General features: G+C 42.5%; 24 protein-coding genes and 5 tRNA genes. 25 read left to right on the top strand and 4 right to left on the bottom strand.

From position 1 onward, the window contains the following. Window positions 1-104 precede the first annotated feature (104 nt). A complete protein-coding gene (locus MKY52_RS03345) occupies window positions 105-536 on the bottom strand; it encodes an Lrp/AsnC family transcriptional regulator (RefSeq protein WP_149645207.1) in 432 nt (143 codons plus the stop codon). Window positions 537-662: 126 nt separating this feature from the next. Between MKY52_RS03345 and MKY52_RS03340 the strand changes: the two genes are divergently transcribed. The 10 genes from MKY52_RS03340 to MKY52_RS03295 all read left to right on the top strand — a co-directional run bounded on the left by MKY52_RS03340 (window position 663) and on the right by MKY52_RS03295 (window position 5,588). Continuing rightward, window positions 663-1,415: an MBL fold metallo-hydrolase gene (locus tag MKY52_RS03340; protein ID WP_341049818.1), complete on the top strand. Its 753-nt coding sequence runs from the start codon at window positions 663-665 to the stop codon at window positions 1,413-1,415. A 156-nt stretch (window positions 1,416-1,571) separates the two neighbouring features. Beyond that, window positions 1,572-1,647 (top strand) — tRNA-Asn (locus MKY52_RS03335). Window positions 1,648-1,654: 7 nt separating this feature from the next. Further along, window positions 1,655-1,743 (top strand) — tRNA-Ser (locus MKY52_RS03330). A gap of 285 nt (window positions 1,744-2,028) precedes the next feature. After that, entirely contained in the window at window positions 2,029-2,457 is a 429-nt protein-coding gene (locus tag MKY52_RS03325) for an oxidoreductase (RefSeq protein WP_341049815.1), read from the top strand. 83 nt (window positions 2,458-2,540) lie between these two features. Beyond that, window positions 2,541-3,011: a hypothetical protein gene (locus MKY52_RS03320; protein WP_341049812.1), complete on the top strand. Its 471-nt coding sequence runs from the start codon at window positions 2,541-2,543 to the stop codon at window positions 3,009-3,011. A 51-nt stretch (window positions 3,012-3,062) separates the two neighbouring features. After that, on the top strand, window positions 3,063-3,668 hold the full coding sequence (locus MKY52_RS03315; protein ID WP_341049810.1) for a class I SAM-dependent methyltransferase: 606 nt from the start codon (window positions 3,063-3,065) through the stop codon (window positions 3,666-3,668). Between the two features lie 134 nt (window positions 3,669-3,802). Next, window positions 3,803-4,381 carry a hypothetical protein gene (locus MKY52_RS03310; RefSeq protein ID WP_341049807.1) on the top strand — a complete coding sequence of 193 codons (579 nt, stop codon included), beginning with the start codon at window positions 3,803-3,805 and terminating at the stop codon, window positions 4,379-4,381. Between the two features lie 147 nt (window positions 4,382-4,528). Continuing rightward, window positions 4,529-4,987 carry a DinB family protein gene (locus MKY52_RS03305; protein ID WP_341049804.1) on the top strand — a complete coding sequence of 153 codons (459 nt, stop codon included), beginning with the start codon at window positions 4,529-4,531 and terminating at the stop codon, window positions 4,985-4,987. 440 nt (window positions 4,988-5,427) lie between these two features. Then, a tRNA-Glu gene (locus MKY52_RS03300) sits at window positions 5,428-5,499 on the top strand. Between the two features lie 6 nt (window positions 5,500-5,505). Continuing rightward, window positions 5,506-5,588, top strand: a tRNA-Leu gene (locus tag MKY52_RS03295). A 74-nt stretch (window positions 5,589-5,662) separates the two neighbouring features. On the opposite strand, the gene MKY52_RS03290 is transcribed toward MKY52_RS03295, so the two are convergent. Continuing rightward, the gene (locus MKY52_RS03290; protein WP_341049802.1) at window positions 5,663-6,286 is read right to left on the bottom strand and encodes a hypothetical protein; all 624 of its coding nucleotides are present in this window, start codon (window positions 6,284-6,286) and stop codon (window positions 5,663-5,665) included. Between the two features lie 228 nt (window positions 6,287-6,514). Between MKY52_RS03290 and MKY52_RS03285 the strand changes: the two genes are divergently transcribed. Together MKY52_RS03285 and MKY52_RS03280 are read left to right on the top strand one after the other, a co-directional pair. Continuing rightward, window positions 6,515-6,880 carry a helix-turn-helix domain-containing protein gene (locus MKY52_RS03285; protein WP_149645200.1) on the top strand — a complete coding sequence of 122 codons (366 nt, stop codon included), beginning with the start codon at window positions 6,515-6,517 and terminating at the stop codon, window positions 6,878-6,880. 83 nt (window positions 6,881-6,963) lie between these two features. Beyond that, a tRNA-Leu gene (locus tag MKY52_RS03280) sits at window positions 6,964-7,046 on the top strand. A 50-nt stretch (window positions 7,047-7,096) separates the two neighbouring features. On the opposite strand, the gene MKY52_RS03275 is transcribed toward MKY52_RS03280, so the two are convergent. Both MKY52_RS03275 and MKY52_RS03270 read right to left on the bottom strand, forming a co-directional pair. Then, entirely contained in the window at window positions 7,097-7,624 is a 528-nt protein-coding gene (locus MKY52_RS03275; RefSeq protein WP_341049800.1) for a GyrI-like domain-containing protein, read from the bottom strand. A gap of 174 nt (window positions 7,625-7,798) precedes the next feature. Continuing rightward, entirely contained in the window at window positions 7,799-8,278 is a 480-nt protein-coding gene (locus MKY52_RS03270) for a glutathione peroxidase (protein WP_341049799.1), read from the bottom strand. A 339-nt stretch (window positions 8,279-8,617) separates the two neighbouring features. Here MKY52_RS03270 and MKY52_RS03265 point away from each other — a divergent pair, with 339 nt between their 5' ends. The 13 genes from MKY52_RS03265 to MKY52_RS03205 all read left to right on the top strand — a co-directional run bounded on the left by MKY52_RS03265 (window position 8,618) and on the right by MKY52_RS03205 (window position 19,897). Continuing rightward, on the top strand, window positions 8,618-8,896 hold the full coding sequence (locus tag MKY52_RS03265) for a hypothetical protein (protein WP_042124803.1): 279 nt from the start codon (window positions 8,618-8,620) through the stop codon (window positions 8,894-8,896). A gap of 93 nt (window positions 8,897-8,989) precedes the next feature. Then, window positions 8,990-9,409, top strand: a complete 420-nt coding sequence (locus MKY52_RS03260; protein WP_341049797.1) for a thiol-disulfide oxidoreductase DCC family protein — start codon at window positions 8,990-8,992, stop codon at window positions 9,407-9,409. 74 nt (window positions 9,410-9,483) lie between these two features. Beyond that, on the top strand, window positions 9,484-10,392 hold the full coding sequence (locus MKY52_RS03255) for a copper amine oxidase N-terminal domain-containing protein (RefSeq protein WP_341049794.1): 909 nt from the start codon (window positions 9,484-9,486) through the stop codon (window positions 10,390-10,392). 36 nt (window positions 10,393-10,428) lie between these two features. Continuing rightward, the gene (locus tag MKY52_RS03250) at window positions 10,429-10,863 is read left to right on the top strand and encodes a DUF6526 family protein (protein WP_341049792.1); all 435 of its coding nucleotides are present in this window, start codon (window positions 10,429-10,431) and stop codon (window positions 10,861-10,863) included. A 187-nt stretch (window positions 10,864-11,050) separates the two neighbouring features. Then, window positions 11,051-12,214 carry a hypothetical protein gene (locus MKY52_RS03245; RefSeq protein WP_341049791.1) on the top strand — a complete coding sequence of 388 codons (1,164 nt, stop codon included), beginning with the start codon at window positions 11,051-11,053 and terminating at the stop codon, window positions 12,212-12,214. Beyond that, the gene (locus tag MKY52_RS03240; protein ID WP_341049790.1) at window positions 12,207-13,448 is read left to right on the top strand and encodes a CpaF family protein; all 1,242 of its coding nucleotides are present in this window, start codon (window positions 12,207-12,209) and stop codon (window positions 13,446-13,448) included. Before MKY52_RS03245 ends, MKY52_RS03240 begins: the two co-directional genes overlap by 8 nt. 31 nt (window positions 13,449-13,479) lie before the next feature. Further along, window positions 13,480-14,274: a type II secretion system F family protein gene (locus tag MKY52_RS03235; RefSeq protein WP_341053332.1), complete on the top strand. Its 795-nt coding sequence runs from the start codon at window positions 13,480-13,482 to the stop codon at window positions 14,272-14,274. A gap of 10 nt (window positions 14,275-14,284) precedes the next feature. Next, on the top strand, window positions 14,285-15,160 hold the full coding sequence (locus MKY52_RS03230; RefSeq protein ID WP_042185538.1) for a type II secretion system F family protein: 876 nt from the start codon (window positions 14,285-14,287) through the stop codon (window positions 15,158-15,160). A gap of 13 nt (window positions 15,161-15,173) precedes the next feature. Next, window positions 15,174-15,362: a Flp1 family type IVb pilin gene (locus MKY52_RS03225; RefSeq protein ID WP_341049789.1), complete on the top strand. Its 189-nt coding sequence runs from the start codon at window positions 15,174-15,176 to the stop codon at window positions 15,360-15,362. After that, complete coding sequence (locus MKY52_RS03220; RefSeq protein WP_339245629.1) at window positions 15,359-16,033, top strand: TadE family protein; 675 nt, start codon at window positions 15,359-15,361, stop codon at window positions 16,031-16,033. The genes MKY52_RS03225 and MKY52_RS03220 overlap by 4 nt, the downstream gene beginning before the upstream one ends. Window positions 16,034-16,093: 60 nt before the next feature. Continuing rightward, the gene (locus tag MKY52_RS03215) at window positions 16,094-18,352 is read left to right on the top strand and encodes a hypothetical protein (RefSeq protein ID WP_341049788.1); all 2,259 of its coding nucleotides are present in this window, start codon (window positions 16,094-16,096) and stop codon (window positions 18,350-18,352) included. Between the two features lie 18 nt (window positions 18,353-18,370). After that, on the top strand, window positions 18,371-19,363 hold the full coding sequence (locus MKY52_RS03210) for a TadE/TadG family type IV pilus assembly protein (RefSeq protein ID WP_341049787.1): 993 nt from the start codon (window positions 18,371-18,373) through the stop codon (window positions 19,361-19,363). 24 nt (window positions 19,364-19,387) lie between these two features. Next, entirely contained in the window at window positions 19,388-19,897 is a 510-nt protein-coding gene (locus tag MKY52_RS03205; protein WP_341049785.1) for an A24 family peptidase, read from the top strand. The last annotated feature ends 13 nt before the right edge of the window (window positions 19,898-19,910 follow it).

Genomic DNA, 19,910 nt, shown 5'->3' with positions numbered 1-19,910 from the left:
TTCATGCCAATAGCGACTAGAAGGTCCGTTAGTATGCCAAATATTCGATTATGCTGCGTAAAAGGTCAACTGGCTCCGATAGCGGCCTCATAGGCGATACAGCCTTATTTAAGCTTCCCCATCGACAAATTGACTCTGTAATTTCCGAACTTTAGCAGCTCGTCGAGAAAGTTATTCAAATCCTCTTGGCTTCCCGTACGAACACGTATCCAATAGCAGCCTTCTCCACTGACGCGATGCATTTCTTTTACGCTGTCATGCTGCTTTGCGAATGTCTGAAAGGCTGGATGTACCGTATTCGAACCTAGAAAGACCGTTATAAAGGCATTGATCGCCTCACCAACTTTATCTGGATTCCAGCGGACGGTGTAGCCTTCAATCACTCCGGTGTCCTGCATTTTGCGAATACGTGCGCCCACAGCTTGGCCTGTCATATGCACTTGCTGCCCAATGTCTCTGTGACTGATCGTGGAATCATCAATTAGAAGCTGTAAGATGCGAAAATCCACATCATCTATGGAATAAGAACTCGTCATTATTTAAAATCCTTTCTGCGTGAAAGTAGAACAGGCCAATCTCTTTCCAATCTCAATGTATTCTGTTTCAAGGTCCAACTATAATTAATTGTAGCAGAAGATATCTGAAAGAAAGAAGGGCTTACGATGAAAATACAGCATATTCGCAACGCGACCCTATGGATGGAGTATGGGGGAAGTACATTTCTGATCGATCCTATGTTGAGTGAGCAGGGCGCTAATCCTCCCATTTTTAATACGGAAAATGACCGTCGGAATCCGCTTGTATCGTTACCGGGATCAGTAGACAAATGGCTGAATCCTAATGCAATAATAGTCACGCATCTTCATCCAGATCATTGGGATGCCGCTGCCGTTTCCTTGCTGCCGCATAATCTACCGTTATTTTGTCAGGAGGGGGACAGGGATACCCTAGTAGAGCAGGGATTTGAGAACGTCTCGGAAATCACCGATAAGCTGACATTCCAAGGAGTAACTATATCACGTACCGGTGGACAGCATGGAACCGGAGAGATTGGCAAGCTGATGGGGAAGGTATCCGGGTTTGTCTTTCAGGCGGAAAACGAACCAGTTGTGTATTTGGCAGGAGACACGATTTGGTGTGATGAGGTGAAGGTTGCACTCGATGCCTTTAAACCTGAGGTGACGATCGTTAATGCTGGTGGAGCGCAGTTTTTAACCGGAGGACATATCACAATGAATGAGCAGGATGTCGTAGACTTATGCGAATATGCCCCTTCTTCTAAGGTCATCGCTGTACACATGAACGCCATCAACCATTGCCTTGTTACCCGGGATAAGCTAAAAGCTCACTTGGAGAAGGAGGAGCTACAGGATCGAGTACAGCTTCCGCAAGACGGGGAATGGTGCTACGTATAAACTAAAGGGGGGGGGAGTGATCCCCTCTTAAATCTAGCTAATGGCAGAAATAATGCATGAATTTGAAAACGATCACAAAAATTATTTTACCTGCTTGACTAGACCTTGAAATCATGATAAATTAATTCATGTTCACTTCTAATTTACTTCTAATGTTCCCTGATAGCTCAGTTGGTAGAGCACTCGACTGTTAATCGAGTTGTCACAGGTTCGAGTCCTGTTCGGGGAGCCATTTTTATGGAGAGATACCCAAGTGGCTATAAGGGGACCCTCTGCTAAGGGGTTAGACTGCGTAAGCGGTGCGTGGGTTCGAATCCCACTCTCTCCGTTCTGAATTACATAAGAAGAGCTTCCATTATGGGGGCTCTTTTTTTGTTACGTAAAATTATTTTCGGTTGCTAAATGTGATATATATGGAATTGAGGAAGTACCGGGACAGATCACACGAATGTGTGATTTGTCTTTTTTAATCTGAATTATCAGTGATCAAATTCAATATTTTGGAAGGTGAATAGAGTGGAAAAGGCGAATGTTTACTTGTTAAGTTTCATGAATCCAGCTATATCAGCTAACGCAACATTCATATTACTGAAAGAAATTTAACGGAGGGAACATGAAAACTATAAATCAATTACAAACTAAACCTTCAAGTAGATATGATAGTTTTGATCCGGATCAAGAAGGAAATAAAAATACCAAATTTGCTGACATAATAATTGATGGCAGGTCTCTTTATCAAATGCTGAAAAGACATGACATGGTTCCATCCCTCGGGTGGGGGAGTGAAGAGCATCAAAGGAAAATGATTAACTATTTTTTATTAAACCAAATGCATGAATATATGTACTACAGATACCCAATATTAGTCTGCCCTTGGTGTGGAGATGAAGAGTGTGGCTTTATATCCGTATTTATTGAGAAAGAAGAGGATCTTATCATATGGAGAGATTTCAAACTGGAACCCAGCAATAAAGCTATTGATGTTGGGCCTTTTTATTTTAAATGGGATGAGTACGAGAAAGTTATAAAAGAGACATTATAACATTTCTGCTCGTTGCTATTGCTCTGTGTTTGCCAAGATGGGATCTCATTGATGAGAATCCGTGAATATAAGGAGTACATTACATGAACAAAGATGAGTACTTTGAAAATCTAGAAGAAATAATTACAGATCAAATATACATTGGGTCATCAGAATCTGATATTCAAAAAGAAATTGAGACAAATATGTGGAGAATTACAATTCAACCTGACTTGGCGAAAGAAAATTTAATTGATGATTTCGACAATTTTATAAATAAAGTAATTGAAAATAGACAAGAACAGATCGGTAGATCAAATTCATCTAATGGTATGATCTTTTACCTGTGGTTTGATCTAATGGCTAGCCAGTTGAGATTCAACTTAATATCAGATGTAAACAAAGAACTACCATTTGCTTGCTCGATTCAATATACGGGAGATAAAAGAGAAGTTTTAGAAGATTTTATAAATTCACCGTTTCATAATGGCCTACCAATAGAAGGATATGATGATAGTTTTGTAGAGAAAGAATTTGTATTAACAATCTATAAAAAACATTTAATAATATATTAGTTTATATCAAGGAAGACGGGAAACCATATAAGTCAAAGGAGTGGAATCAACATGGAGCTTTTTAAACAAATACCCTTGTACAGATTTTTGGCTTTATGTAATGAAAGTGGCATGGAAAAGACCATATTAGATTGTGGGGCAGGAGGGGATACTCCTCCACTAAGTTTGTTTGCGAATTATGGATACGCTACATATGGAATAGAGATGAATGTTGAACAAATGAACAGAGCTAATCAGTTCGGAGCAGAAAGAGGGCAGAATTTAACCATACATCAGGGTGACATGAGACAGTTGGCATTAAACGATGAGTCGATGAGTTTTGTGTATTCTTATAATTCTATTTTTCATATGAAAAAACAAGATGTGAAAGAAGCGATAAATGAATTGAAACGGGTGCTAAAACCTGGTGGCTTATTATTTGTAAATTTTTTATCTATCAAGGATTTTCGAGTCGGTGACGGAGTTGATTTAGGAGAACATCAGTATGAGCAAATGGAAGATGATGAATTAGTGATCCACTCTTATTATGATTATCATGAGGCGGATGCTATGTTTGATGATATGCAATTAATATATAAAGAAGATCGGGTGCTTGAAAGAAAGTTTGAAGGCGAATGGATACGACAAGGATTTATCGATTACATATATGAAAAATAGCAAACAATGCATTCACAATGCAGACCATAAGCTCTTGGATTGACAGCTTCGTTTATCTACGCTGATCGAACGTCAGGAATGTGCGATGCTACGGGGAATTAGCGTAAATTAATAAGTGCGATGGAGATCTGATAATGTATAAATCATCTCTTGTAAAGCGAGTTACAAGTAAGTTGAGTTCCAAAGAGGTTGGAACAATTGTCTTAAAGCAAAACGAAATTAACATTACTGTCAGAGATGAACTTGGACATATTCTATTAGTGGACGCAGCTGATAGTGAAGAGATGTTCTTATTGGCAAGTTTGTTGCAACATTCAATGACGTCAAATGATGTAATCTTTTTAGAACGGGAAGACTCGAGATATACCGATTTATTTATATTCAATGGAGCGAGTAACCCTTTTTCACAGAAAGATTTAAGGAAAATTAAGTCTTCATTAGGCTTTTCGAGATTTGATATGTTTAAACTTCCTTTGCTAAATACTCATGACGAAAAGTTTTGGGATACATGGGAGGATTGGAAGTATAATGAACAACTTAGAATAAGATCAGATAAAGATATAGCAATAATAAATTGTTCGCGACTTGGTTTTGAGATGTTAGTTCATTGTTGTTGTTATCTTGCTACTTCATATTCAGGCCATTCTCATTTTGATTGGAACTCTACGAAGTCTTCGCCAGAGCTGATCATCAGGAATATTGCCCGTAATTAAATGTGGATACTTTCAAGAAGTCGTTATATAACAATGTGTTAATGTACCGACAGACAAGATGCCTTGGTCCCGGAAGCTAATTGGCAGAACGGAATATCTTCAAAGAGTTATACTGGGATTATGATGATAAAAAAAGGAGATACGCCAATGAATAACAGATCAGACTTGCTAAATCAGTTTAAGGAATGGAATGGATTTGTTCTAGAAATTATTGATTTAGATTGGAAAACACCCATCGCTGAAGGAAAATGGACAATTCATGATGTTGTTAGTCATATTATGTTATGGGATAAATACTTCTATGAATCGACGATAGAACCGATAGCATGTGATAAAGCGATAACACTTCAACTTATTGATTACGATCAATTCAATAATGATGCTGTTACATATGGTAAGACAAAAACCAAAGATGAATTAATAGAATTGACTATGAAGTATCGTAACTTACTATTAGATTGTATAAGTAGCCTTGAAGAGGGGAAATACTCGGGAAAATATGTTGACGGAAGGTTTTCCTTTGAGTCCTATTTAAAGGATTTTATATCGCATGACCGGCACCATATGATGCAGATTAAAGAATTAGAATTAAAAGGGAAAATGTGAACAGCCTACAGCCTATTCTCCTTCCGTTTATCGGTTGAGAATAAGCTTTTTTTGTATGTAACAATGAGACACAAATGTTATATCCAATCTAGCAGCCTCTTAAATATCCCTCGTTCTTACACAGACAGCTATACTTTCGTTTACACATCAAGGGGATATGTCTTATTATAACAGTCTTGCGGCGTGAATCTTTCTATTGAACTTATTCGTTACGAGGATCATGGTCCTAGAAGGAAGCTTCTTTATGTTCATGAGATACACAGCGACTCCAGGGAACAATATGAGGAGATCAAGGCAAGGATTAGACGTGATTGGGATATAGAGATGATTGAAGAATCGAAGAATGCTACAGGCTGAAGTGGTGTGGAAAAAAAGTGCTTGCCATGTCTTATTATTTCTGGTATCATAATTTTTGTTGTCACGTTAGACAACCTTGCTAAGGCCCGTTGGTCAAGGGGTTAAGACACCTCCCTTTCACGGAGGTAACATGGGTTCGAATCCCATACGGGTCATATTATGCGGTAGTGGTGGAATGGCAGACACGCTATCTTGAGGGGGTAGTGGGTGTATACCCGTGGAGGTTCGAGTCCTCTCTACCGCATACAAATAAAAAGTAAGAAATCCTTTGCTTCGCAGAGGTTTTCTTACTTTTTTTTATAGGGTTAGACAAGTTGATTAGTTCTTGAAGGCTCTTGCATATTGGGGATAGAGCTGTCTGACACAGTCTGGGCAAATATCATGGGTGAATTGCAAAGAAAGCTGATGTTTTAAAAAATGTTCAATGTTGATCCATTCATCCTTAGAATTTCGAATGGATTTGCAGGAAGCGCAGATGGGGATTAACTCTTGTGTTGGCTGACATGTCGAACAGATGCTTGTGATCCCCGACATCTTAGTTCCTTCTATAAATACACCCAAATCATATAGAGAAATTATAAAAGCAGCTTCTAGGTAATAATCAGAGAGCAGCGGATAAATTTCCAAACGAAAGATTCGCGTCCCTTTATAGGCGGTTTGTATGATGAACTCAGAGGTATAAATCTGTTGCTCTCTGCGGAGTATAATTTTCACCGAATCATAAAGCTTGGCCCATTGATCGGAATCGATAATCACATCTTGCAGAAGCTCCGAATAATAAGCTCCAATCCATTGTTTGTGAGGGGAGAGGCCATATTCATGACTAAATGCTTTCCACTTCCTGTTGGTGAAATGGATAACTCCTTGGCTGTTGATGACCACTGCATTGTGCGGCAGATATTCAAGTGAATGGATAATGGAAGATGATAAGCATTTTGACAAAAGTCACCGCTCCCTCCTAGAGATCCTTCGGGATGATATGTTAATTAAGGGGGTCAGACGGCATTACATCAGACACTTGTCACCTGAGCGCCTCTTATCGTCACTCTAGCCATATGATATAATCGGATAATACATAGTAACACCAATTATATACTTTTTTGCGTTATTTTGCAATAGGTAATTACTTAAATAAGTCTTTTTTATTTTTTTGTGAAGGGCGGTTTACGGATGCAGACCATATACGAACGTATAGAGTACTTAATTAAGCAAAAAGGTCTCACCAAGAAATCATTCTGCGAGCAGTTAAATATAAGCACAGGAAATATGGGAGATTGGAAGCGGGGCAAATCTACTCCGGGAACACATAAATTAATTGAGATCGGCGCTTTTTTTCATGTAAGTCTGGACTGGCTTATTTTAGGTAGAAATACATCTGAAATATTGAAAGAGAGCAATGAGGACTATGATTTCGGAGAAGCGAAGTTGAATGAAGATCGAACGAATGAATTGCTTCCAGAGGAAAAGGAATTCATTAAAGAATACCTAGCATTCACTGAATATCGTAAGCAGAAATGGGCCGACGAAAATTCTTAAATCAACGCCTTTACATTTCGGGGAAGTACATTTATAATAATGAATGTTGACCTCAAACAAAGTTTTATGTTTTATCTCACCGCGCGGTAGTGGTGGAATGGCAGACACGCTATCTTGAGGGGGTAGTGGGTGTATACCCGTGGAGGTTCGAGTCCTCTCTACCGCATACAGAAAGACGAAAGAAGCCTTGCGATGCAAGGCTTCTTTTTTGTGTGTTTAACGAGCTTTCGGAAAATCCTGCTTTTTCGCGATAGGGACGCATAAATAGGCTTCGAATCGCTCATCATCCGGTCCGGAATTTTCCGTATATTGTACGAAGAAGACACCATCAGGATTGAAATTATATTCGGAATGCGGTAGCCATTCATTATTTATATGATTCCAAGTGGCCTGAAAAGCCGAGTGAGGCACCCCGTTTGCCGTAAATATAGCATAGGTTGATGCTGGAAAGGTCTTCTGCACAAGCCCTTCAGGAATGAAGCCGAGCTGTTTCACTTCGACCGCAAGGAAGAACTCATGATCCCAAGCAGCTTGTTCCCACAATCGGGGTACGGATGTACGATTCTGAAATAGACCCAGATAACAACCGCTGTCTTGAACTTTTGAGGGGATGGAGTCAAATTTAGCATCAATATCTAACTCGCCAAAAACAAATTCCCAAAGATTCGGATAAGGCTCTCCAGAGGCATTAACATTTGTCCAACCGATAACATGAAGTTCTGGCAAATCACGCAGTTCAACCATTGCTTGACCCTCCCAGTAATTTTTTTCATCAATATTATAAATTATTCCAAAGGGGTTAGGAGGGGGATTTATCACGATATCATGATTAATGACAAAAGGGATACTGACCGCATATCACCTAGTGGGCTGAGTGATGTGGCCAGTATCCTTTTTTGAAATTTCTTATTGAATGGATTATTTCAGAAGCTTGGAGATATAGGATTCGATCTGCTGAGGAGTAGTTTTAGGAGCAAAACGCTTAAGGACACGGCCTTCTTGATCCACGAGGAACTTGGTGAAGTTCCATTTCACGCTTTTTGAGCCTAGAACACCAGGTGCTTCCTTTGATAAGTATTTGAATAATGGGTGTGCATCATCACCTTTTACATCAATCTTCTCAAACATTGGGAAAGTTACTCCATAGTTAATCTCGCAGTATTCTGCAATTTCATCACTTTCGCCAGGCTCTTGGCCAGCAAACTGATTGCTTGGGAAACCAAGTACTTCGAATCCACGATCCTTAAATTTCTCGTACACTTCCTGAAGCCCTTTATACTGAGGCGTAAACCCGCATTTGCTAGCTGTATTCACAACAAGGAGTACTTTACCTTTGTACTTGGACAATGATTCTTCTGCACCCCGAAGAGTGTTGACCTCAAAATCATAAATACTCATGGATGCCACCTCCTTTGTAACTCCTAATTTTAATTTATCGCAATTTAATTGTACACCATTTATGAGGGTGAGCCAAATAAGAAAATTCTATGAACCATTAACGCCCATTCGGTTTATCAAATCACAGCAAAATGAATGATCATAAATTAAATGTATCTGTATATATTTTATGGAAATAATGACTGAATAAAGGCGTTGATCAGAAAAGAGCAATAAATAGCCTCCGTGTTAGGCGTCTTTGGTTGACATCACTCTTAAAATTCTTTAATATGTCTAAGTATCTGAGAATATGTTGCGTGTGCAATTTACAACCAAAAATTTAAATAATGGGTGATGAAGATGTCTTACAGACCGAATATTACGAATGTGACCAAAGCCAGCAGCAACGATAAGGAAGGATTGTACGAGTTCATTATCAAGCTTGCTGATGGAACGGAGTGCCGTGCGTTTTATAATCGGTTTCCGGAATGGAAAATGACGAACATCAGCCGCCTGCTTAAAACTCCATGTCCAATTTGCCGCAAAGATTTCATCTGTAAATGCATGGAGGCATTCACTGCTGATTTCGAAGGACAAATGATCGGTGATCAATGGATTGAAAAGGCAATTGCTGAATAATTAAAGAACGGTACATGTTGGCGCGGGATTCTATCCCGCGTTTTTGTTTACCCAAAATATGCGATACACTTATCTTTATAGGGAGGGGGAGCTATGAAAGAGGAACTGAACATTATGCAAAATAAGTCCATTGTGTTGATTGATGGGGTGTGTCATCTTTGCCAAGGTTTGATTCGTTTCATCATCCCGCGTGATCCCAAGGCTAAATTTTTATTCGCCCCTTTACAAAGTGAAATTGCCGCTAAGCTAATGAGTGAGGCTGGACTTCAACCTGGGCAGTTGAACACAGTTGTATTGCTGGAGAACGGTGTGTATTATACAGAGTCGGCTGCTGTACTGCGGATTGCACGTAGATTGAGATGGCCTTGGCCTGCTGCGTATATCTTCATTATAGTGCCGCGCCCAATACGGAATATCCTTTACCGCTATGTTGCAAGGAATCGTTACCGTTGGTTCGGGCGCGATGAGCAATGTCTGCTCCCAACACCGGAGATCAAACAAAGATTTTTGTAATCTGGGATTTGGCTAGATGTTATAATGTAACCATAATTTGGTATATCTAAGGACATTTAGCGAGGGGTGAAGGGATGTTGCGAAAGGCAGGACTTTATCTATTAATAGTTATGCTAGCTTCTTTAGGTACGATGGGAACGGTATCCGCAGATGCTAAGCTCAAGGTAATGGTGAATCATTCGAGCGTGAATTACGGCGTGCAAATCGTCTCTGGACAGACGATGGTTCCGCTGAAGGCTTTTGAGAGCTTCAAGAATACTTCTATTCAGTGGGAAGCCCGTACAAAGCAAGTAACGATCGTTAGAGACTCCATGAAGATTAAGCTTGCTGTGGGTTCTCGAACGGCGTGGAAGAACTCCGAATCTGTACAACTGGATGCACCTGCTAGCATCATGGATGGAAGAGTTACGGTGCCGCTGAGATTTATTACGGAAGCTCTTGGAGCAAGAGTAACGGTAGATGCTACTACGAATACTATCTGGGTTCAGGAACGTGCAAATGCGAAGCTTGTGCAGAATTATAATAGTAGGGACTTGGTAGTTTCCCGCATTGCTGCTTTACAATTCCCGGTTGAAGAAAGAGAACCGTCCCAATTAACGGGTGATAATGAATCGTTGTCTATGTCGTATTATTTTCCTGAAGGCAGATCTGATGGATATTTCATAATCTATGGGCATTTTGTATCGTATTATGAGATTAAAGACAACATTAGAACAGTCGTATGGGAAGCAGATCTGGACAATTCGAAAGAGGCTGATAAAAAAGATTTTACCGCGATATTCGGACACCCCATTGCGAAGGAATATGGTAAAGCCCCTGTTTTAGCCCCATCCTATGCCTATTATTATACGAGTGTATGGGGAAGTCAGATTATTTGCGGAATCGTTAATGCGGATGGAACGACTAAAGTATCAGGGAAGTCGCTGAACTGGGAGAACAACAAACCCTTTATTGTGGCAATTCCCGGCGAGACCAAGCTTTAAGCGCTATACAAGTCATATAAAATATGGAGATGAATTATGAATAAAGGGAAGCCCAAGGGATTTATGCGTTTTGATTGGCCTTTTCATTTTGTGACGATGCCGCTTGCGCTAATTTCGTTTGTGTGGTCGGCGATTTATGCTGTTCAAGAGATACGTGATGATGGTGCTTTAACGGTGCCATTGCTGTTATTCGGTATGTCCTTATGCTTACTTTTTGCGATTACAAGAATTCGTATATATGCGACAAAAAATCAGGACCGCGTGGTGAGAGTGGAAGAGCAGTTTCGCTATTTCCGTCTGACAGGCGAAGCTTTGAGCCCAGAGCTTGAAATAGCCCAAATTATAGCGCTACGTTATGCGGGTGATGATGAGTTTTCAGCACTGTGTCAGCGGGCGGTGAAGGAGAAGCTCAACCCTGCCGATATTCGCTCTGCCATTAAGAACTGGCGCGAAGATAAGATGAGAGTATAGTATCCAGCTAGTGTGCGAAAAAACTTATTGCTGCCTTCTTATATATATGCTACTATAGCTGTAAATTAAAGGAATAGTAACGGAAGCACCGTTCAATTACCGTATCCACGGTTATTGTCGGTGCTTTTTTTGCTGTCTTTTTTTGAGGAAATAATGGATTTCTTCTTATCGAAAGGAGCGTGGTTTCATGGCGGCAAGGATTGTGCTCGCAGTGCGTGAAAGTCAATATATCGAACCATTATTGCACTATCTTCATCACAGTGAGTACGGAGAAATGCTGCGTATTACGGCTTTTAGCCGAATGGATGCATTTATCGAATTTATGAGGGGAGAAGACATCCCGGATGCTGTTGTGGGGGACTCTTCTTTTATTGAGGCTTGGCTAGTAGAGGGGAAAAGCACGGTTCCATGGGCAGTTTTGAGTGAGGATGGAGGTTATCTCGGTAAGAGTGCTAAAAGTCTGGGAGGGGGAGTAATGATTGCCAAATATCAGGCGCTTCCTTCCCTCCTGGGAGCATTTCTCCAGTTATGTGAAATCCAGAGAAGTAGAGGATCTTCTGTGCTAGATGAAACGTTGTTGCTGGGGGTTGTCTCTGCTAGCGGCAACATGGGCAAAACAACGATAGCATTGAATATGGCGAAGCAGCTTGGTGAAATGGGCCTTTCGGTGTTCTATCTGAACCTTGAGAGTGTAGACAGCAGTGGGTTGTTTCTCAGAATCCCTGCAGGTTATACGCCTGGACTAGAGCGGCTGCTATATGAAATAAAGGCCAACCGAGACAAGGATGAAGCGGATACGATCGAATTAGGACAATACTTCATTAGATATGATTACCTCCGAACTGCTGCTTTCAGACCGGTTATTAATGTGAAGGAAATGCTGCAGATGACTTTGCAAGATACGCTGGATTTGTTAGAGCGGCTGGTTGCGGAGAGAAACTTTGATGTTGTTATTGTGGACACCGGCAGCATCGAGGAAGAGCGTGCGAAAGCTGTGCTGCAGCGAAGTGGGGTTCTACTTTGGGTCCTGAAAAATGATGATGTAAGCATGTATAAGACTATGAGATGGCTGTCGCATTGCACCGCTCCTAACTCTGGCATGTCCCCCCATGTGATGGACAAGAGTAAATTTGTAGTGAATTTTGCAGTGGATCGTTTGGAAGAGTGGGTGCCTCCTGAAGGAATTATCATTGAAGGCGTATGTCCCTTTATCCCATCATGGGCGCTGCAACACCGTGAGGAGCTCTTTTTGAACTCTCCACAATTTCAGCAGGAGATCTTGCAGTTGTGCAAGCGGATTGTAGAGCCAGCACTCCCATTAGTTTTTACAGGGAAGAATATCCATGAATGAGGAGATGTTCAGGGCGCTGCGTAGTGAGATTCGTGCAGGGCTTGATGTGACTTCTGCAGTAGGAAACCGTGAACTTACTGGGTTTATCGAACGAACGATTCTAGAAAGTGAAAGCCTCCGTTACTTAACAGCACAGGAGAAGCATGAGTTAGTTAAGAGACTATTTGACTCCTTCCGAGGATTGGATGTGCTTCAGCCATTAGTGGATAATCCGGCGATCACGGAGATTATGATCAATAGTCATACTGAGATTTTTATAGAAGAGGAGGGTCAGATTCGTCGTCTTCCTTTGGAATTTGAGTCCAGCAGCAGGCTGGAAGACATTATCCAAACGGTAGTATCCGGTGTTAACAGGGTAGTAAATGACTCCTCTCCTATCGTTGATGCCCGGTTGAAGGATGGATCCCGTGTGAATATTGTACTTCCGCCAGTCTCACTGAAGGGACCAGCGATGACCATACGTAAATTCCCGGAGAAGCCGATGACGATGAATGAATTGGTGAGCCGTGAAGCTTTAAGCCTGGAAGCAGCAGAGCTACTGCAAATCTTAGTAGCTGCTAAATACAACATTTTTATAAGCGGGGGAACGGGCTCGGGGAAGACAACCTTTCTAAATGCATTATCTCAGTTTATCCCTTCACAGGAGAGGGTCATCACAATAGAAGATTCTGCTGAGCTACAGATTGTAACGGTGCCAAATCTTGTTTCCCTGGAGACTAGGAACGCGAATACGGAAGGCAGAGGGGAGATTTCCATTCGAGATTTGATTCGTTCTTCGCTGCGGATGAGACCCAATCGAATTGTTGTGGGTGAGGTACGGGGAGCGGAATGCCTCGATATGCTACAGGCGATGAACACTGGACACGATGGAAGCTTGTCCACAGGGCATAGTAACAGCGCGCACGATATGGTCAGTCGACTGGAGACGATGGTGTTAAGTGCTGCGGACCTGCCAGTAACGGTTGTTCGTCAGCAAATTTCATCGGCGATTGATATTTTCGTACATTTGTCCAGGTTCCGTGATCGTTCTAGGCGAGTGATGGAGATTAGTGAGGTTGCAGGCCTGAAAGATGGAGAAGTGGTCTTGAACCCTCTTTATGAATTTCAAGAGTCCGGTGAACGAGAGGGCCGGGTACAAGGAGGGCTGGTTTCTTGCGCAAACCCGCTTATGCATACAGCAAAGCTTAGAATGGCTGGTGTAACCTCCTATCCGTTATCACAGGCTGGGTTCTGAATTCTAAAAGGGGGAAGAGGTAGTGTTTAAGATTAAGTTTGCTGCTGAAAAACCTAAGAGAGCTGATTTCAGAGGCCATTCATTATTGCCGGATTATACGGTATACGAGTTGACCTTGATACAGAAAACTCTGGCTATTGCAGTAGGTGGTTTGCTGCTGTTTGGAGTGGGATATCTTTTTTATCATCATTGGATAATGTCGTTACTACTTATGCCAGGTGGGCTGTATGCACCTCGTATGCTGCGTAATTATTTGCTGAAAAGACGCCGGAGTATGCTTAATTTACAGTTTAAACAGACGTTATTTTCATTGTCTTCCTCACTCTCAGCAGGGCGATCGGTCGAGAATGCTTTCCGGGAAGCGGTCCAAGACTTACGTATGCTGGACCCGGAGGGGGGCGGCGATATGATCTCGGAGTTAAATATTATCTGTACACGCATGGAATACGGTCAGCCAGTGGAGGAAGCGCTTCGGGATTTCAGTGAAAGAGCAGGAATGGAAGATATTGAGCGGTTCGCTGACGTGTTCACTGTATGTAAACGTACAGGCGGCGATCTGGTAGAAGTAGTGCGCCGTACGTCTACGATTATTGGAGAGAAGCTGGATATTCAGCAAGATATTACTGTAAGCATTTCACAGAAGAAATTCGAAGCGAAAGCGCTGTTAATATCTCCACTAATTATGGTGATCTTTATGAGTTTGACTGCAGGAGACTATATGCAGCCCATGTACACAGGAGCGGGTATAGCCATATCGACGCTTGCATTAGTAGCTTTGTTTTTATGTTATCTCTGGACTACTAAAATAATGGACATTCCGCTGTGAAGGGGATGAAATCATGCGATGGCTATGTGCAGTAGTCACTATATTTTTACTTGTTGTCTGGGCTCTGTTACGAATTAAATGCGGAAAAAGATATGACGGATTAAGAGAACTTCCTATGGAAGGATTACGACTTCGGAAGCTGGGTGAACCGCTGCTGCTGCTCATTGAGAAAACCGGCATTGTCAGTCGTTTTCCATCATTGATGTTCAGGATTCAACGTTCCCTGCAGCGAAGTTATGGGATGCGTTACAGTGCAGAACGAACCCTGTTGTTCATGGGTGAGATGCTTAGCTACAGTTGGTTGCTGCTTGTGGGTGGAAGTTTGATCACAGGCTTTAGCGGCGATCAGACAGGTCTGATTCTAGGTTTTTTCTTGGCGGTAGCTCTACCAGCTGCTATGGTGAGTGATTTACATAAAAAGGTGAGGGTGAGAGAGCAGAATATTATGCTCGAGCTACCAGAACTTCTGAACAGCATTGTATTGCTGGTAGGAGCAGGTGAGACTGTGCAACGGGCGATTATCCGCTGTGTGGAGAGCCATCGAGGTGATGTTAATCACCCATTGTATAAGGAGCTTAGGATCATGACCAGTGAATGGGAAGGAGGGTATTCATTTCAGCAGGCATTCGAGAATTTTAGCAAGAGGTGTGCAGTGCAGGAGGTATCGTTGTTCACGACGACGGTTCTTCTGAATTATCGCAGAGGTGGAGCGGATTTTGTGTTATCGCTACGCGATCTCTCGCGGATGCTGTGGGATAAACGGAAAGCTATCAGCCGAACGCGAGGGGAGCAAGCTTCCTCTAAACTAGTCTTTCCGATGGTAGTTATCTTTTTAATAGTAATTGTACTGGTGGGAACGCCAGCATTCATGATGTTAAAAATGTAGGAGGGTGAAACTAATGATGACGACAATGTTGGGTAGCGTGAAGAATCTTTGGAAGGACGAGGAAGGCCTGGGGACACTGGAAATGATTCTGATTATTGCAGTGCTGATTGCGGTCGTTCTTTTGTTTAAGGACAAAATTCAGGAAGTAGTGGAGGCTTTGATTAAAACTGCGGGAGAAAAGAGCCAGGAAGTATTCGAGTGAAAAAGCTTAAGGACGATCGAGGCAGCTTTACTATTGAAGCTTCAATTCTACTACCAATGGTCATGTGTATTACAATGCTTCTTCTGTTCTTCTGTTTGTATAGCTACCAGAAGTCTATGCTTCTGCAAGTGGCCTCAGGGGCTACTGAGCGTGCGGCTTACAATTGGGACAACAGCCATAAAGAGGTTTCTGGCTCCTATGCTGCTGGTGAGTATGACTCCCTTTATTGGAGAATTGGAGACGATGCTTTGCTAGCCTCTTTATTCGGCGGAGAAGCTGGAAGTGATGGCGCGACAATAGAGCTACCTGGTGAAGTGTCAGAGGAAAGTGATCTACCAGTGCTTAAACTCAGACATTCGTCCTCTATGATTCCGAATAATATGCCGGGAAATTTGAACTACGCATATTCACTTGCAGGACGGAAAGTAAGTGCTGAATTAAATCGTCTACTGCACTTACCTGTACTTGATGAGGTTTTGTCTGATGAGGCAAAGCCAACTGTAAAAACTCAATCTATCATCGCTGAGCCTGTTGAGTTTATCCGTACGGTCGACCTGATGCGTTACTTCGGGGCTAAGTTCAAGGGAGGCTCAGAGGGTACTAGTGGGTCTGGAGTCCACATGGAGAAGAAGGATGCATCCGCGATGATGACCAAGCTTCAGGATAAGTGAATATTTCCTTGCTAATGGATCTTGTATCTATTGAAGGTAGGGATAAGGAGGGAGGTTTTGATGAGGAGCATCTATACCAGTTGCCTTGTTAGCGGTAAGAGTCGAAGGAAACAGAGGCAGGGTAAGGGCAAAACGGAAGGTTCAGTCTCAATTTTTTTAATTATGGTACTGGCTTTCGTCTTTTTATTTACCGCTGTGCTGATTGACTATGCGCGGATTGCTGCCTTCAATGTTCAGGAGGAACGTCTAGCGAGGGCTAGCGTTCGCTCTGTAATGTCATCTTACGATGTTGAGCTACGAGAAAAGTATGGTTTATTCGCCTTTGGAGAGAGTGACGGGGATATGCTGCTGTCTCAGGTACTCAATGATAATATGCATAAAAGTGGTAGGAGTGACGCATTCAATCTTGTACCCTTCGCTTTGGAATCGTCATCTTTGAAATGGAGCAGACCGCTGGGTAGCTATGATGTTGTGAGTCGACAAATACTGGAGGAAATGAAGTATAAGGCTCCGGTGGATTTTGCTTTGGAATTGGCAGGTAAATTCAAGCCGATGTCAGGAGTAATGGCAGAGGCCTCACGGGCTACTGAACTACTCAGTAAGCTGCAGCCGTTATATGACGAGCGAGAAGAGGCTTTGGATCTTATGTTAGAGCAGAGAAGCCAGGCTGCGGAGAGTGGAAGAAGGTTACTTCAATGGATTATGAATCCGCCTGCAGAGTCCATTTCTGCCAGTTCACTCGGAAATATGCAATCGGCGGCGGATATTCCCGCACAGTATAGTGACTATCTTGGGAAATATTATGATGATCTTTATCGTGATAGTAAAAAGCCTGCAAAGTACACTTATCAATTGTCTCTCTACCGGAGTCGAACTACTGAAATGTTATCGCGGCTTCCTGCCTTATTAACAGCTTTTCGTGAAGATCATGAAAGATCAATGGAGGGAGTGAATGAAGCGTTAAAGAAGGCAGAGCAATTGAATGACGAGATGAGAAATATATTGGAACAGTCACGAATGGAGGGGGTGGATCTATCAAATGATCCTGCTAATGACTGGGATATTCCGGCGAGCTCAGGAGAGATAAGCTCAGACCCGCTTAAAAAGCTGCGTGAGCAGGAAGATGCACTGATTCTCTCCTCAACTGATCTAAGTCAGATGGAGAATAGTATATCTATGCAGCAAAGTTCTTACGAGGCCATTGAACCTATCGTAACAGGAATGTCGGGTGTGCTGTATGAAGCTTTGAGTGAATATGGTGACTCCTATCAAATGATCTCTTCTGTTCTTGAAGCTTCACGCGTAGTGAATAACTATCTACAGAATTACGGTAAGAAGGGAAGTATTATCGTTAGTGATTTGGCTTTAATCGAACAGCACCGTAGCTCAGATAAAGAGCGTAAGCAATTGGAGAGAGAAGCAAAATCGAAGCTGGGTGAAGCGAAAGCATTGCTTGATAAGATTCGAATGATGGGTAACGGAGGGACAGATTCTCTGAAAAGCTATCAAACACTTCGTCAATATTACGAGGAGAATATTGCTTTTAATAAGGAATTAGTATCAGATCCACTTGTTAAATCTGAAGTAAGCACTAACCCGTATACTGCTGGGAGTTCGGCGATGGAGGATATGGACGGAATCTATGCAGCGATGGGTGGCATTATGGGAGGAGCTAGAGATAGACTTTTTCAAACGGAGTATTCTGCTCTCTATTTTCAACATTTTGATGTTTCCAAGTTAGCTACTCTAGCACAAGGTTCTGAGGGCACAGCCGAACTTACAGACCAGCTTAATCCTCAAGCGCAAGAGCTGGAATACATTCTTTATGGATTTCATAATCCCGCTGGAAATGTAGCCGCAGCGTATGCTGAAATATTTGCTATGCGGCTGTCTATTCGAACGATGGAAGGTTTTATTGAGAAGGCAAGTTTAGGAAACCCATTGGCTGTTCTGGCCGCAGCACTGTTGTATGGGATCCAGCAAGCTATTCAGGACATGCTGTTACTCTGTGAGAAAGATTCCATACCACTGTCTAAATATTTACCGGCCCAGCTGACTTATCGTGATCATTTGCGTCTGTTCATGATGCTGCATGGAGGCGGGAATGTTCAATTATCTCGGATGCTGGCTCTCATTCGACTGAACACAGGAATAAATCCAGATGATAGAAGTACGTATGTCTCATCGAATATTAAGCTTGGAATGCGACTATGGTTTCTACCGGGTGTTGTGAAGCTATTGGATTATAGCGCTGGGTATTCTGGAGAAGTGCAAGGCAGTACATATATGAGAGCAGTGCAGGCTGATTTTTCATACTAGCAGGAGGTTGGTAAGGATATGGGGGACGGGTACCGGATTAGGAGGAAGACGCAGGAAGAAGGCAGCATGGTAGTAGAAGCGGCGATGGTACTTCCGATCTTCCTACTGTTTGTTTTGTTCCTAATTTCTATCGTACAGATGACCTTGTATTCAACAGCCTTACAAAGCACAGCATCTGATACTGTGAAATCTATTTCAACGCATATGTACCCGGCAGCTTTGGCTGTGCAGAAATGGGGAGCAACAAGCGAAGCTGGCGCTAATCCAGTGAAGGATGGCACCGACCTATCCGCTGGCAATCAAGCCGAATCGAATTGGACGATTCCTCGCTTGTCACTTACAGATTGGGGCAGCAGTTATGCAATGTCATTACCTAAGCCGCTGAATGAGTGGGTCATGTCAGCTTTAGAGAAGGGCGAGGGACCTCTGCAGAAGCTACAGGCTGAGACCTCTGAAAGTGTACTGGATCTAGCGATAAAACCCCTATTAAAGCCGTATCTGTCATCAGACTTACTGGATTATGATCGAATTCATGTATCCAACATTATCGTGCCTGAGTTAAAGAAGGGTATCCGACCTTACTTTGGATTGGTGGTTAGCTATGAGCTGCCGATGAAGGTTCCCTTTCTAAACCAACGCATTGTACTTGAGGCAAGTGCTGTTGAACGTCTTTGGATCGGAGATACAGGAGAGGGTACAAATAAGGGCAATGACGGCACTGGTCAACCAGAGGATTTTATTAAGATTTTGGAGAAACCGAATCCAGCTGTAGCCAATAAGCAAGGCAAAGTTCGTGCTAAAATTCCGCCGAATGCTTCCGCTAGCTTATCCGTTTTTTATAAAAGCGGGGGAAGCACAGCTAAATATTTAGGCTGGAAACAAGCGGATGCGGACGGATATATCGAGTGGGAGTGGAAAATTGGTGTGAATACCACACCGGGCTCGTGGCCATTTGTAATTCAACTCGATGACGGTAGATCTATTGAGGTGATGTTCATAGTAGTGAAATGAGTGAAAGGGAAAGGAGTGTAATCCATGGCGGAGTGGGCCTTCTGGGGATGTCTGCCGTTTCTGGCAGCTGCATTTATTACGGATATAAAGTCGATGAGAATACCAAACTGGATCACTGTCTCAGCCTTGCTTGCTGGTCTGCTTGCTCAAGCGCTGATGAACGGCTGGGATGGACTGCTGAAGGCTGGTGTGGGTGCCGCTTCAGGATTTGCAGTGCTTCTAATCATGCATTTGATAGGGGCGGTTGGTGCAGGGGATGTTAAGCTATTTGCCGGGATCGGGGCGTGGACAGGAATGCTATTTACATTGCAGGTCGTGATGTACTCCGTACTGTTTGGGGCATTGATAGGCTGGCTAATTGTCTTAAAGAGACGGGAGACAGGCAGGCGTACGCGCAAGATCTTTAACACAATTTCCGGATTTATATTATTGAAGAGTTCATTCCTATTAAGAAATAAAGATAGTGAGCTGTTGAGATTTCCCTTTATGCTGGCTGTAGTCCCTGGTACCATTTGCGCTTATCTTTATTTTTAAAATAGGAGGTGGT

The sequence above is a fragment of the Paenibacillus sp. FSL P4-0184 genome (assembly GCF_038004625.1).
GTDB lineage: Bacteria > Bacillota > Bacilli > Paenibacillales > Paenibacillaceae > Paenibacillus_AQ.
Note: the sequence above shows the minus strand (reverse complement) of the source record. Positions and strands in the feature narration are given on the sequence as shown.